General features: G+C 55.8%; 13 protein-coding genes, 5 tRNA genes and 1 riboswitch. Of the genes, 13 read left to right on the top strand and 5 right to left on the bottom strand.

Annotated features, from left to right (window positions below):
- Positions 1-74: 74 nt before the first annotated feature.
- The gene (locus JFT81_RS16535) at positions 75-584 is read right to left on the bottom strand and encodes a 6,7-dimethyl-8-ribityllumazine synthase (RefSeq protein WP_201146763.1); all 510 of its coding nucleotides are present in this window, start codon (positions 582-584) and stop codon (positions 75-77) included.
- A gap of 101 nt (positions 585-685) precedes the next feature.
- Positions 686-858: riboswitch (FMN riboswitch) on the bottom strand.
- Positions 859-1,134: 276 nt separating this feature from the next.
- Between JFT81_RS16535 and ltaE the strand changes: the two genes are divergently transcribed.
- The 8 genes from ltaE (at position 1,135) to JFT81_RS16495 (ending at position 7,245) form a co-directional block, all read left to right on the top strand.
- Positions 1,135-2,139 (top strand): low-specificity L-threonine aldolase, encoded by a 1,005-nt coding sequence (gene ltaE / locus JFT81_RS16530; RefSeq protein ID WP_201228155.1) that lies wholly within the window; start codon positions 1,135-1,137, stop codon positions 2,137-2,139.
- Positions 2,140-2,285: 146 nt separating this feature from the next.
- Positions 2,286-4,904, top strand: coding sequence for an alanine--tRNA ligase (gene alaS / locus JFT81_RS16525; protein WP_201228154.1), 2,619 nt, complete (start codon positions 2,286-2,288; stop codon positions 4,902-4,904).
- A 90-nt stretch (positions 4,905-4,994) separates the two neighbouring features.
- The gene (locus JFT81_RS16520; protein ID WP_201146760.1) at positions 4,995-6,236 is read left to right on the top strand and encodes an aspartate kinase; all 1,242 of its coding nucleotides are present in this window, start codon (positions 4,995-4,997) and stop codon (positions 6,234-6,236) included.
- Positions 6,237-6,423: 187 nt separating this feature from the next.
- Positions 6,424-6,612 (top strand): carbon storage regulator CsrA, encoded by a 189-nt coding sequence (gene csrA, locus JFT81_RS16515; protein WP_002554426.1) that lies wholly within the window; start codon positions 6,424-6,426, stop codon positions 6,610-6,612.
- A gap of 62 nt (positions 6,613-6,674) precedes the next feature.
- Positions 6,675-6,765, top strand: a tRNA-Ser gene (locus JFT81_RS16510).
- A 107-nt stretch (positions 6,766-6,872) separates the two neighbouring features.
- Positions 6,873-6,949 (top strand) — tRNA-Arg (locus JFT81_RS16505).
- Positions 6,950-7,020: 71 nt separating this feature from the next.
- Positions 7,021-7,097: transfer RNA gene (locus JFT81_RS16500), tRNA-Arg, on the top strand.
- A 71-nt stretch (positions 7,098-7,168) separates the two neighbouring features.
- Positions 7,169-7,245, top strand: a tRNA-Arg gene (locus tag JFT81_RS16495).
- A gap of 19 nt (positions 7,246-7,264) precedes the next feature.
- Here JFT81_RS16495 and JFT81_RS16490 read toward each other — a convergent pair.
- A complete protein-coding gene (locus tag JFT81_RS16490) occupies positions 7,265-7,783 on the bottom strand; it encodes a cell envelope protein SmpA (RefSeq protein ID WP_201228153.1) in 519 nt (172 codons plus the stop codon).
- Positions 7,784-8,104: 321 nt separating this feature from the next.
- Here JFT81_RS16490 and mgtE point away from each other — a divergent pair, with 321 nt between their 5' ends.
- Positions 8,105-9,547 carry a magnesium transporter gene (mgtE, locus tag JFT81_RS16485; protein ID WP_201146759.1) on the top strand — a complete coding sequence of 481 codons (1,443 nt, stop codon included), beginning with the start codon at positions 8,105-8,107 and terminating at the stop codon, positions 9,545-9,547.
- A 113-nt stretch (positions 9,548-9,660) separates the two neighbouring features.
- Here the strand turns inward: mgtE and JFT81_RS16480 are convergent, their stop codons facing one another.
- Positions 9,661-9,987 carry an Arc family DNA-binding protein gene (locus tag JFT81_RS16480; RefSeq protein WP_003178899.1) on the bottom strand — a complete coding sequence of 109 codons (327 nt, stop codon included), beginning with the start codon at positions 9,985-9,987 and terminating at the stop codon, positions 9,661-9,663.
- A gap of 388 nt (positions 9,988-10,375) precedes the next feature.
- Here JFT81_RS16480 and phnN point away from each other — a divergent pair, with 388 nt between their 5' ends.
- Positions 10,376-10,945, top strand: a complete 570-nt coding sequence (phnN, locus tag JFT81_RS16475; protein ID WP_201228152.1) for a phosphonate metabolism protein/1,5-bisphosphokinase (PRPP-forming) PhnN — start codon at positions 10,376-10,378, stop codon at positions 10,943-10,945.
- Here the strand turns inward: phnN and JFT81_RS16470 are convergent.
- Positions 10,920-11,099, bottom strand: coding sequence for a PA3371 family protein (locus tag JFT81_RS16470; RefSeq protein WP_201205926.1), 180 nt, complete (start codon positions 11,097-11,099; stop codon positions 10,920-10,922). The two genes, phnN and JFT81_RS16470, sit on opposite strands and share 26 nt — an antisense overlap.
- A gap of 20 nt (positions 11,100-11,119) precedes the next feature.
- Positions 11,120-11,356 carry a hypothetical protein gene (locus JFT81_RS16465; RefSeq protein ID WP_201228151.1) on the bottom strand — a complete coding sequence of 79 codons (237 nt, stop codon included), beginning with the start codon at positions 11,354-11,356 and terminating at the stop codon, positions 11,120-11,122.
- A gap of 295 nt (positions 11,357-11,651) precedes the next feature.
- Between JFT81_RS16465 and JFT81_RS16460 the strand changes: the two genes are divergently transcribed.
- From JFT81_RS16460 to JFT81_RS16450, 3 genes are all read left to right on the top strand, one after another.
- Positions 11,652-11,728 (top strand) — tRNA-Arg (locus tag JFT81_RS16460).
- A 436-nt stretch (positions 11,729-12,164) separates the two neighbouring features.
- Positions 12,165-13,298 (top strand): polymorphic toxin type 44 domain-containing protein, encoded by a 1,134-nt coding sequence (locus JFT81_RS16455; protein WP_201228150.1) that lies wholly within the window; start codon positions 12,165-12,167, stop codon positions 13,296-13,298.
- Entirely contained in the window at positions 13,279-13,671 is a 393-nt protein-coding gene (locus JFT81_RS16450; RefSeq protein WP_242485628.1) for a hypothetical protein, read from the top strand. The genes JFT81_RS16455 and JFT81_RS16450 overlap by 20 nt, the downstream gene beginning before the upstream one ends.
- The last annotated feature ends 145 nt before the right edge of the window (positions 13,672-13,816 follow it).

Below are 13,816 nucleotides of genomic sequence, written 5' to 3'. Positions count from 1 at the left end.
CGACTGGCAGCCCCTCTTCGCGAGCAGGCTCGCTCCCACATTTGATTTGAGTGAGGTCAAAACCTCACTCGGCGTCAGACGGCGACAGCGCGCGGCTCGGTGCGGCGCAGTGCGCGGATTTTCTGCAGCGTATCGGCACAAGTCCGAGCCGCTTCCTGACCCTTGTGCACAAAGTGCTCGAAGAAGAACTTCTGATGTTCGTCGCCCGCATGGAAGTGATGCGGGGTCAGGGACACCGAGAACACCGGCACTTCGGTTTCCAGCTGCACCTGCATCAGGCCGCTGACCACCGATTGGGCGACGAACTCGTGACGGTAGATGCCGCCGTCCACGACCAGGGCGGCCGCAACGATGCCGGCATAACGACCGGTCTTGGCCAGCAACTTGGCGTGCAGGGGCATTTCAAAGGCGCCGCCGACTTCGAAGATATCGATGTCCGATTCCTGATAACCCAAGGCAATCATTTCGGCGACGAAGCCTTTACGGCTCTGGTCGACGATTTCCTTGTGCCAGCAGGCCTGGATGAACGCGACGCGCTCGCCATGAGTGTGTTTGTTTTTGCTGTCGATAGCGGTGGGTTGCATGTTCTGACTCCTGTTTGTGTGAAAAACAGGGCGTTATGAATCGAAAGGGATTCAAGGGTACGCGCGAGCACAGAAGTGCGCAGGCGGCCCTTTGGCGTCAATCCCGTTCTCTCTTCATCCGGACTATGACCGTCGGCCCCGGAATCACACCGGGTCTGCTGACCTTGTCGTCGATCACCGCTAAAAGCCGTGTTCGTTGCCAAGCGCTCGCGGGCTATGCGCATTGCGCGCAATTACCGCCGGTGGGGAATTACACCCCGCCCTGAGAACGTTTTCGCCGCCATTTGTTGGGCGGCGGAGCGTTTTTAACACATATTTTCCGGCCCTGCACTGAACCTGTGGGAGCAAGCCTGCTCGCGAAAGCAGTGTGTCAGTCAGCAGATGTGTCACTGGCAGACCGCTTTCGCGAGCAGGCTCGCTCCCACATGGATGTCGCGTTCTCAAGAAGTAACCTGACCTTTTTGCGCTCCAGGGTTGATTAATCGACGTGATGACCGCAGTAATTGACCTTCGTAAAGGGATTTCCCCTGCTGACTTTGAGGCCAGGTTCATGAGCGTTATCGATCTTCGCAGCGACACTGTCACCCAACCGACTCCCGCCATGCTCGACGCGATGACCGCGGCAGACACCGGCGATGATGTGTATGGCGAAGATCCGACCGTCAATCGTCTGGAAGCCGAACTGGCCAAGCGCCTTGGCTTCGCTGCCGCGCTGTTTGTCCCGACCGGGACCATGAGCAACCTGCTCGGTTTGATGGCGCACTGTGAGCGCGGCGACGAATACATCGTTGGCCAGCAGGCGCATACGTACAAGTACGAGGGCGGAGGCGCGGCGGTGCTCGGTTCGATTCAGCCGCAGCCGCTGGAAGTGCAGGCTGACGGTTCGCTGGATCTGGATCAGGTTGCTGCTGCGATCAAACCGGATGACTTCCATTTCGCCCGTACTCGCCTGCTGGCGCTGGAAAACACTATGCAAGGCAAAGTGCTGCCGCTGGAGTATCTGGCCCGCGCCCGCCGCTTCACTCAGGACAATGGCCTGCAATTGCACCTGGATGGCGCGCGGTTGTACAACGCGGCGGTCAAGCTTGGGGTTGATGCCCGCGAGATCACCCAGCATTTCGACTCGGTGTCGGTGTGCCTGTCCAAAGGCCTCGGTGCGCCAGTGGGCTCGGTGCTTTGCGGTTCGGCCGCGTTGATCGGCAAGGCGCGGCGTCTGCGCAAGATGGTCGGTGGCGGTATGCGTCAGGCCGGACTGCTGGCGGCGGCGGGCTTGTACGCCCTGGATCACAACATCGAGCGGCTGGCAGACGACCACGCCAATGCGCAACTTCTGGCGGAAGGTCTGCGTGAAGCAGGTTTCAGTGTTGAGCCGGTGCAAACCAACATGGTTTATGTGCAAATGGGCGACAAAGCCGAAGCGTTCAAGGCATTTGCTGCCGAGCGCGGGATCAAATTGAGCGCTGCCGCCCGTCTGCGCATGGTCACGCACATGGACGTCAATCGCTCGCAAATCGAGCAAGTGATCGCGGCATTCGTCGAGTTTTCGCGCAAGTGACAGCGTTAGCCGTCCAATTGACCGTTTCTATCGTATAAACACGCTGTACCCCGCGCGCGGGGCCGATATAATGCGGCCCTTTGCCGTCGCTTCGTCTGTTGACGTTTCGAACAGGCCTTTGGCCGCAGCCTCCGTGGAAGAACCTAATGAAAAGCGCAGAAATCCGTGAAGCCTTCCTTCGCTTCTTCGAAGAGCAAGGCCACACCCGTGTAGCCTCCAGCTCTTTGATTCCGGGCAACGACCCAACCCTGCTGTTCACTAACGCGGGGATGAACCAGTTCAAGGACTGCTTCCTGGGCCAGGAAAAACGTGCGTACACCCGTGCGACCAGCAGCCAGAAATGCGTGCGTGCCGGTGGCAAGAACAGCGACCTGGAAAACGTCGGTTATACCGCTCGTCACCACACGTTCTTCGAAATGCTCGGTAACTTCAGCTTCGGTGACTATTTCAAGCACGACGCGATTACCTTTGCCTGGACCTTCCTGACCGGCGTTCTCAAACTGCCGAAGGAAAAACTCTGGGTCACTGTCTACGCCTCCGACGACGAAGCGTATGACATCTGGACCAAAGAAGTCGGTGTGCCGGTCGAGCGCATGATCCGCATCGGCGACAACAAAGGCGCGCCATACGCGTCCGACAACTTCTGGACCATGGGCGATACCGGCCCGTGCGGCCCATGCACCGAGATTTTCTACGATCACGGCGACCACATCTGGGGCGGCCCACCGGGCTCGCCGGAAGAAGACGGCGACCGTTACATCGAGATCTGGAACAACGTGTTCATGCAATTCAACCGCACCGCCGATGGCGTGTTGCATCCGTTGCCAGCACCGTCGGTCGATACCGGCATGGGCCTGGAGCGGATCAGTGCGGTGATGCAGCACGTCAATTCGAACTACGACATCGACCTGTTCAAGAACCTGCTGAGCGCTTCGGCCGCAGCAATCGGCTGCGAAAACGGTGACCAGTCTTCGCTGAAAGTAGTATCCGACCACATCCGTTCTTGCGGTTTCCTGATCGCCGATGGCGTGCTGCCGTCCAACGAAGGTCGCGGTTATGTACTGCGCCGGATCATTCGTCGCGCCTGCCGTCACGGTAACAAGCTGGGCGCTACTGGCAGCTTCTTCTACAAAATCGTCGCCGCGCTGGTTGCCGAGATGGGCGAAGCCTTCCCGGAACTGAAAAAGCAGCAGAGCAACATCGAACGCGTGCTCAAGGCCGAAGAAGAGCAGTTCTCCAAAACTCTGGAGCACGGTCTGAAGATTCTCGAGCAGGATCTGGCGGAACTCAAAGGCACCGTGGTGCCGGGCGACGTGGTGTTCAAACTCTACGACACCTACGGTTTCCCGATGGACCTGACTGCCGACATCGCCCGCGAGCGCAGCCTGACTGTCGACGAAGTCGGTTTCGAGCGCGAGATGGAAGCGCAGCGTGTTCGCGCGCGCTCGGCCAGTTCGTTCGGTCTGGACTACAACACCCTGGTCAAGGTTGATGTGGCCACCGAGTTCACCGGTTACAAAGACACCAGCGGTTCGGCGAAAATCGTCGCCATCTATAAAGATGGCCAGTCGGTCGACGTCTTGAATGAAGGCGAAGAGGCGGTGATCGTTCTGAACCAGACGCCGTTCTACGCTGAGTCCGGCGGCCAGATTGGCGATTGCGGTTTCCTTCAGGCCGGCAGCGCACGTTTCGATGTGCGTGACACCACCAAGACCGGCGGCGCCTTCCTGCACCACGGCGTGCTGGATTCGGGCAGCCTGACCACCGGCGCGCCAGTGGAAACTCACGTTGATGCTGAAGTGCGTCACGCCACTGCATTGAACCACTCGGCGACGCACTTGCTGCACGCCGCATTGCGTCAGGTTCTGGGTGAACACGTTCAGCAGAAAGGGTCGTTGGTGGATAGCCAGCGTCTGCGTTTCGACTTCAGTCACTTTGAAGCGATCAAGCCTGAACAAATCAAGGCGCTGGAAGACATCGTCAACGCCGAGATTCGCAAGAACTCCGCCGTTGAAACCGAAGAAACCGACATTGAAACCGCCAAGAACAAAGGCGCCATGGCGCTGTTCGGCGAGAAGTACGGCGACAACGTACGCGTGCTGAGCATGGGCGGCGATTTCTCCGTCGAGCTGTGCGGCGGTATCCACGCCAACCGTACCGGCGACATCGGTCTGCTGAAAATCATCAGCGAAGGCGGTGTGGCTTCGGGCGTGCGTCGTATCGAGGCAGTCACCGGTGCCGCGGCACTGGCCTACTTGAACGCTGCAGAAGAACAACTCAAGGAAGCGGCGAGCCTGGTCAAGGGCAGTCGCGACAACCTGATCGACAAGCTGTCGGCTGTGCTGGAGCGCAATCGCCAACTGGAGAAGCAGCTCGAGCAATTGCAAGCCAAGGCTGCCAGCGCTGCGGGCGACGATCTGTCGTCCTCGGCACTGGACGTCAAAGGCGTGAAGGTTTTGGCTGCACGTCTGGATGGTCAGGATGCAAAAGCACTGCTGGCGCTGGTCGATCAACTGAAAAACAAACTCGGCCGCGCAGTGATCCTGCTCGGCAGTGTCCATGAGGAAAAGGTCGTTCTGGTTGCAGGCGTAACCAAAGACCTGACTGGCCAACTCAAAGCCGGTGATTTGATGAAACAGGCTGCTGCGGCAGTGGGCGGGAAGGGCGGTGGTCGTCCGGACATGGCGCAGGGCGGCGGTGTCGACGCCGGCGCGCTGGATGGCGCACTGGCGCTGACCGTTCCATTCGTCGAGCAGGGTTTATAAGACGGCCCGTCGGGTTCGCGGTCTAGTAGCGGGCCCGACGGCTGTTTGATTGATTATTGGGCGCCCTTCATGGGCAGAGGCGGCTTTGAAATGGCTTTGATCGTACAGAAATTTGGAGGCACCTCGGTCGGTACTGTCGAGAGAATCGAGCAGGTTGCCGACAAGGTTAAGAAGTTCCGCGATGCCGGCGATGACCTGGTGGTTGTGCTGTCTGCAATGAGCGGTGAAACCAACCGTCTGATCGATCTGGCCAAGCAAATCAGTGGCGACAGTCAACCGGTTCCGCGTGAATTGGATGTGATCGTTTCCACCGGTGAGCAGGTAACGATTGCCCTGTTGGCCATGGCGCTGATCAAGCGCGGTGTGCCGGCGGTGTCGTACACCGGTAATCAGGTGCGGATCCTGACGGACAGTGCGCACAATAAAGCGCGTATCTTGCAGATTGATGACCAGAAGATTCGTGGTGATCTGAAAGCAGGTCGCGTAGTGGTTGTCGCCGGTTTCCAGGGCGTCGACGAGCACGGCAACATCACTACCCTCGGTCGTGGCGGTTCCGACACCACGGGCGTCGCATTGGCTGCAGCGCTGAAGGCTGACGAGTGCCAGATCTACACCGACGTTGATGGTGTCTACACCACCGACCCGCGTGTTGTTCCGGTCGCTCAGCGCCTGGACAAGATCACCTTCGAAGAGATGCTGGAAATGGCCAGCCTCGGCTCCAAGGTGCTGCAGATCCGTGCGGTGGAATTCGCCGGCAAGTACAACGTTCCGCTGCGCGTACTGCACAGCTTCAAGGAGGGTCCGGGCACCCTCATTACTATTGATGAAGAGGAAACCATGGAACAGCCGATCATTTCCGGCATCGCTTTCAATCGCGATGAAGCCAAGCTGACCATCCGTGGCGTGCCAGACACCCCGGGTGTGGCGTTCAAGATTCTCGGCCCGATCAGTGCCGCGAACATCGAAGTCGACATGATCGTGCAGAACGTTGCGCACGATAACACCACCGACTTCACCTTCACCGTGCACCGCAACGACTATCAGGCCGCACAGACCGTGCTGGAAAACACCGCTCGCGAGATCGGTGCCCGTGAAGTGGTTGGCGACACCAAGATTGCCAAGGTCTCGATCGTCGGCGTCGGCATGCGTTCCCACGCAGGCGTGGCCAGCCGCATGTTCGAATCCCTGGCGAAAGAAAGCATCAACATCCAGATGATCTCGACCTCGGAAATCAAGGTTTCCGTGGTAATTGAAGAGAAGTACCTGGAATTGGCTGTGCGCGCCCTGCACACGGCTTTCGAACTGGATGCTCCGGCCCGTCAGGGCGAGTAATTCCGTTTCTTGAAGGGCGCGGTCTGACCGCGCCCTTTATTTTTTGAATGGCGCGAGCCCTGAACTGTTCTTTTGCTCGCGCTGGTCAATACTCAGGCATGTAGGGCTACGATCGCTCCGGTTGTAGGTCGGGTGCCTTTTTTTTGCAGACTGTTGTCCCAGAACTGAATTGCGTAAGGAGAAAGGTATGCTGATTCTGACCCGTCGGTGCGCAGAAAGCCTGATTATCGGTGATGGCGAAATCACCGTGACCGTGCTCGGCGTTAAAGGAAATCAAGTGCGTATCGGTGTGAATGCCCCGAAAGAGGTTGCTGTGCACCGTGAGGAAATTTACCTGCGTATAAAGAAAGAGAAGGACGAAGAACCAAGCCATTAATTTTTATCGATTTTTATGTTTGCAAACGGGGAAAAGGTTGGTTAAGATACGCCCCGTGTTGCGGAGAGCTGGCCGAGTGGCCGAAGGCGCTCCCCTGCTAAGGGAGTACACCTCAAAAGGGTGTCGGGGGTTCGAATCCCCCGTTCTCCGCCATTATTTGCTTAGTACGTCGTAATCTGGCTTTTTCTGTAAGTTGTTGAAATTAATAGAAAAAGTGGTTGGAATAGAGATTAGACGGGCTATAATGCGGCGCAACAAATGCACTCGTAGCTCAGCTGGATAGAGTACTCGGCTACGAACCGAGCGGTCACAGGTTCGAATCCTGTCGAGTGCACCATTTAAGAGTCAATTACAGCAATGTAAATGACTTGGCTTCAACCAGATGTGATCTGGTCTAAAAACACAAATGCACTCGTAGCTCAGCTGGATAGAGTACTCGGCTACGAACCGAGCGGTCACAGGTTCGAATCCTGTCGAGTGCACCATTTAAGAGTTAGTTGCAGCAATGCAGGTAACTTGGCTTCATCCAGTTGTGGTCTGGTCTAAAAACACAAATGCACTCGTAGCTCAGCTGGATAGAGTACTCGGCTACGAACCGAGCGGTCACAGGTTCGAATCCTGTCGAGTGCACCATACACCGAAAAGCCCGCGTTTAACGCGGGCTTTTTGCTGTCCGGGATTTACCTTTTTCCTTCACACATCCCCTCTGATCAAAATCGACTTGTGCGCTTCGGCCTCGCTTGAGGTCATAACGGTAAGTCGTTGTCGATGTCCTGATATTCACTTTGTCCGGTTTGCCCAGTGCGCTTTCGACATCCTGTGCGCTCATGCCCGCGATGACTCGTCGATTGATGATCGCTTCCCGGCGTTGCCTGGCATCGATCACGTTGCCGCACAGATGCTCTGCGACGCCGACAATGCCGGGCTCTCGCCCCTGGATATTCATGCCGGATGTTTTTTCGTGATTGGCTTCCGGCATCACGGCTACGACGGATCCGGGCGAGTAGGGGTGAACCTCCTGTTTTGAGAGTCGTTCGCCATGCGAGCAACTCATTGATGTGAATGTGATGCTGCCGTCCGCCGCTTCGCAGCGATGCAGGGTTGTCGCTTCACCACTACGCGCTAGGCAAAACAGGCAGGTCAGTACAAAAAGAATTGATTTTGTTGGCATCCGACGTCCTCCATGACGATCTACGCTCAAGGGTAGTCGCTACATTTTTCAATGCGGGTGTGTTTTCTTTTCAGGATGAGTCGTCGCATTTGCAAGGGTCAGGACAACGCTCAGGTTTGTTTCGCAAGCGCTTGTTTCGACCGCGATTTTTTAACGTTTAAAACCGTCAGGCGGTGTATCATTGCGCCCGTCAGCCCCGCCGGGGCTTGTGGAAAATCTCCATGGACTTACCCAGTAGTTACTCAGTACCCCGTTTCACCAATCATGAATTGACTGATTGATCCTTCCGGCGTGCCCCGCTGCTGGGAGTGGAGTTCGCCTATGTCTGAAATCGAAGTAAAGAAAACACAGGAAAGCCTGCAGGATCGACTGGCTCAAGTCGTCGAGCTGCTGCAGCGTCAACGGGTCGTCGAAGACCTGACTCATCGCCAGGAAGGCGCGCATCACGACCGGGTCGAGAACCTGGTTCACCGGCAGAACCTCGTCGAGTTGCAACGCAAGCTCGATGACCTGCACTCCGCCGACGTTGCCTACATCCTCGAAGCCTTGCCGCTGGACGATCGCCTGACGCTTTGGCAATTGGTCAAAGCTGATCGCGACGGCGACATTCTTCTAGAAGTATCCGATTCCGTTCGTGAAACGCTGATCGCCGACATGGACGATCATGAGCTCCTGGCTGCCGCCAAGGACATGGACGCCGACGAACTCGCTGACCTGGCTTCCGAGCTGCCGCGAGACGTCGTCCATGAGCTGATGGAGAGTCTCGATAACCAGCAGCGTGAGCGTGTCCGTTCGGCCTTGTCCTATGACGATGAGCAAGTCGGTGCGTTGATGGACTTTGAGATGGTGACGATCCGTGAGGATGTCAGTCTCGAAGTGGTTCTGCGTTATCTGCGTCGCCTTAAAGAGCTGCCGGGTCATACCGACAAGCTGTTTGTGGTCGACTACGACGGCGTGCTCAAGGGCGTGCTGCCGATCAAGCGTTTGCTGGTTAATGATCCGGACAAACAAGTTGCTGAGGTGATGGCGAGTGATCCGGTGAGTTTCCACCCGGATGAAGACGCCTACGATGCCGCCCAGGCATTCGAGCGCTATGACCTGATTTCTGCTCCGGTCGTCGACAAGAACGGCAAACTGATCGGCCGTCTGACCATCGACGAAATGGTCGACTTGATCCGTGAGGAGAGTGAAAGCGAAGTCCTCAACATGGCAGGTCTGCGCGAAGAGGAAGATATCTTCGCTTCGGTGTGGAAATCTCTGCGCAACCGTTGGGCGTGGCTGGCAATCAACCTGATCACTGCGTTCATCGCTTCCCGAGTGATCGGTCTGTTTGAAGGTTCGATCGAGAAGCTGGTAGCACTCGCGGCACTGATGCCGATCGTGGCAGGTATTGGTGGTAACTCCGGTAACCAGACGATCACCATGATCGTTCGCGCCATGGCGCTCGATCAAGTCAGTACAGGCAACACCTCGCGCCTCATGCGCAAGGAGCTGGCGGTAGGTCTGATCAATGGCCTGGTTTGGGGCGGTGTGATTGGCGTGGTTGCTTATCTGCTTTACGGCAGTTGGTCGTTGGGAGTGGTCATGACGGCGGCTATGACGCTCAATCTGTTGCTGGCAGCCTTGATGGGCGTATTGATCCCGATGACCCTGGCGAAAATGGGTCGAGACCCGGCGATGGGGGCGAGTGTGATGATCACTGCCATGACCGACAGCGGTGGCTTCTTCATCTTCCTCGGGTTGGCGACAATCTTCCTGCTCTGACCTGTTGTATCGAAACAGCCCGCTCAATGGCGGGCTTTTTTGTGCCTGTGAAAACTCAAAATCCGCGCAAAAAAAAGCCAGCAACTAAGCTGGCTTGAGGTGTTCGGTGTGGCTCAGGACGCGTCTGCTGCCATTTCGGCGTCGTGGGCGATCAAAGATACCAAGGCGTTCTGCTGGCGGTGAGACAGCTGGCGGAAACGTTGCAACAGCTCGCGTTCATGCAGCGAAAGCTCGGGGCTGTCCAAGCGCATGCTCAGCTCTTCGCCCAGTGCACCTTCCTGAATAAGACTCTGCTCAAGGCGCGCAATGATCTCGGAGTTCATGCTGCGATGATGATTGCGAGCCACCTCGGCAATGCGTTCACGCATTCCGTCTGGCAGACGTACGACGAACTTGTCAGCCGTACGGCTGGAATAAATTGCCTGTTTCAATGGGCGCATATATTTAACCGGTTAGTTCAGGGGAGCGGTTCTCGGGATTGGCCGCAGGATGTGTGGTAGGACAAGCATCCGCGCCAAATGGTTCAACCTGAATTGTTAAGAGGCCCGCATCATGCCTCAAAATTGCCAGATCATTGGCGTCAATTCTGTGACAAATATTGAGCTGGGTAAAGGCGTAATGCCAGCACCAATTATCAGAAATGCGGACTGGTTTGAAAACTTCGCTTCAACCCGCATCACTGTTCGCTTCCAAGTGCACATCAATAGATGCCCAAAGGCATCAGAACGTGCATGCTATGGCGCTTTCGATCCTCGTTCCTTGCCTTTACAGGATAGTGGCAATTTGCCGATTTACTAGGGGCGGGCACCTGCCAGAGGGCATTTCAGGATGGATGGCAAGCTTATTTATCTAATGGGCCCGTCCGGTTCAGGCAAGGACAGTCTGATTGAGGCTGCGCGTCAGCCGTTACGCGCGATGAATTGCGAAATCATGCGCAGGGTCATTACTCGATCGGCTGAATCGGTAGGGGAGGATGCCATCGGTGTAACGGCTGAGGAATTCGATCGCCATGAGCGCGCTGGGGATTTCTCGCTGGCATGGCGAGCGAACGGTCTCGCATACGGAATCCCGGTGGATATGGATCAACTGCTCTCGGCCGGACGAAATGTGCTGGTTAACGGCTCTCGTGCAAACCTGCGCCAAGCGCAGGAACGTTACCCAACGCTATTGCCGGTTCTGTTGACGGTAAAGGATGAGGTGTTGCGTGAGCGCCTCCTTCAGCGTGGTCGAGAAACGCTGAAGCAAATTGATGAGCGGCTTGCCCGCAATGCTCAATTTCAGAATCGCAGGTCAAGTGATTCGCCCGCGTATCTGATCGACAATTCTGGTGACCTGGTCTACGCCGTCAATCATCTCCTGGAATGGATACAGCTCAACGCAACACAGGGTCAAACTTGAACTTGCGTCCTGCTACCAATGCGAGAACAAAAAATACCGCGAATATGCCGCAGCCAATCAGGGGAAGGGTAATTTCGGTTTCCTCGAATAGCGAAAAATGCAAGGTGCCACTCAAAAAGGCGAGGATCAGAAATCCTGCTGCTGACTTCGACATCGGTTGCTCCTGAAGTTGTTTCAAAAAACCAGGCGTTCTTTAGCGTTCCCCGGCAGCGCTTGCTCGGAGTCGCTGACTGCCTGAGGTGCGGTACTGCTCTGGTCGTTCAATACCGCCCATTGAGGCGCTTTCTGCACCTGTAGGTAATGCGGCATGCGCTGAGCCACCTGTTCCGGTGCAGCACTCTCGGGAATAAAATGAAAGCCAAATAGAATCGCCAAGGCGATTGCGTTTGCAATGCAGAGAGTGCTGTTCATGTGAGGCCGCTCCGAGTGCGCTTTATATAAAGCAGGCAAAGCAGCCGTCGTGCCAACAGTCTAACTGCTGTTAAGTCCTTTAAAAACAAGCATTTGGGAGGTTTTTTGGGATTGGCAGGATTGCAATCTGCAATGATGGCTTTTTGAAGGAGTGCAAAATGCACGGAAAATCTTCCTTCAGCGTTGCAAGCCGCTTGCCTACACTTAAAATGCCTACGGATGACATGACAAATCAGGGCTTGGCCGTTAACATGCAGGCCGTCCGTCGCGCGGCGTCCGCTCGCGACCTTCGTATGTCTCAGTAGCTCAATTGGATAGAGCATCCCCCTCCTAAGGGGAAGGTTGGCAGTTCGAACCTGCCCTGGGACACCATTATAATCAGGTAGTTAGCTAGGTTTCTCGATAGCCCCCTCGATAGATTTTTCTCTCCAGTCCCCACTTTGGTCCCCACTTCTCTAAGCGTTCGGTATTGAGTTATCAACTTTCCAGGGGAATTGGATTCTTCTGCCTATTTCCGAAACTGATGCCTTGGCCGTTCCCTCTACCTGTGTAATTTCATCTCAATTGAAAAGTCATTGCACATTTCAACCGATCCCCCTGCGTCGGATTTGACCCGCACGCTTCGAAAGTATGATGAATGTTGCCTGTGGTGGCGCCAGGCTGAAATCGCCCAAAACCGGCCGGCCCAGGATCTAAATTCAGACTTTTCTTACAGACTCGCCCCCTCGCGGTGCGGTAATCTCCCGGAGCCTACAAAACGCTTTTAGCCTCCACACGAAGGCTTTTTATTGCACGACAAGGATGACGAATGACTCCCTCCGCTCGATTGGGTGACAAGCATGTCTGCCCAATGCCCGGTCATGGCACGACTCCGATTGCTTCCGCCAGTGGCGATGTAAACATCAACTTTATGGGATCTGCTCGCGTTGGCGATACCTGCGGCTGTGGAGCCGTAATCACAACAGGTTTCCCGTCCATTCAAGTGAACGGGCGTCCTATGGCCCACTTAGGCAGCCCAACCAGCCACGGCGGAACGGTCATTACCGGGTCAGGCGATGTTGGTGGCGGTTTTGTGATGGGCGATTCTGGTGGTGCAACCATTATCAACTTCATGGCACTGGGTGCGTTCCATCCAGATGGCACTGTGGATGACGAGAAAATGGCTACACTGCTCGCTGACCCAAACTTGAAACAAAAAGCAGTTGCCGCAAACGCTCTGGTAGCCCCCAAAGCCGCTCCGAACAAGCCAGAGCCAAAGACTGAACCGAAAGCCCCCGCTACGTGCAAAGACCCTGACCTGATGGAACAGGTGGCCACCTATATCGCCGGTGAAATGAACCGCAACATCACGCACCCATCCGTACTAAAAATGAAGAAGCTAACCAGCTTTGACGCAGTAGCGGAAAATGCAAAGTTTCAAAAGCTTCCTTGGTATGCGCGCCTTTCACCGCCTAACTTCCAAGCGATGGAGCTCGGTAACGCTGCGGCTGCGATGGCCCTTTGGACTGAGCGGGTTGCTCAAGGTCGGAAATGGGATCACAAGGGACCGATCGGGGAAGAGTTCGGCGGACCTTGGCAGAAACAAGGTCAACTGGACTACTTCTATGACATCTGGTCGAACATCCACTATGGCTATGTAGGCCGCGCTGGGGGGCTTTCTGAAAACGTTCTCCTAGACGGTGCTGGGCTTGAGCAAATCGCCTCAGACTCCCTCCGGAAGGTTCAAAAATGGGACGAGCGAAAAGGGCCTCACCGCTCGGCAGACATTGAAGGAATGCGGGCCTGGGATGACGTAGGCGACCGAGTATCAATCAGCATAGGCATCAAACTTTACGCGCAACATCCAAACGGTGGGATTACGGCAAAGATGCTCATGGATGAAGTGTTGGCACTACCACGTTCGAGCTGGGGAGATGGCACGCGTGACCACGTCTGTAAATAAACCGAAACGGCATTTCTGGCGCTGGGTGATAGCGCTAATACTCGCCCCCATCGTCTTTTGGTATGTCGCCACACCCCAAGTGAGCTTTCATTTTTCCAACGAGGGACAAGGGCGGCTCGGATATATCTTGAATGTTCAGCACGATATTTCAAAAGGCGAGATCTACCCAGGCGAAGCCACTGGTGGGGCAGGGCACATTTTCCCAAACAGCCGGTTTTTTATGGAGTTCGATTGGAACAACGGTGGAAAATCGCACTGCATCCGGGTTAAGCCGAAGTGGCCGAACACCGATGTCTACATCGGGGCAGATGGTGCCATCGATAGCCGCACTGATGGCAAACTTATTGAAGCATGTGGGCCACTACCAAAATAGGAAACTCCGAGAACCTAGCCCTGTGTGTGACGTGATGGTGCAGGGCTAGCGGAGACTGCTTCCGGCCAAACAAAGACGCTCGGATGTGTCACTCAATACAGGTAAAACTCCAGTTCCCACACTTTTCGAAGGCGTCGCTAAGCTG

Origin of the sequence: Pseudomonas sp. TH43, assembly GCF_016650635.1 — a bacterium.
Taxonomy (GTDB): Bacteria; Pseudomonadota; Gammaproteobacteria; order Pseudomonadales; family Pseudomonadaceae; genus Aquipseudomonas.
The sequence above is the reverse complement of the archived record's forward strand: the minus strand, read 5'-3'. Positions and strand labels throughout refer to the sequence as shown.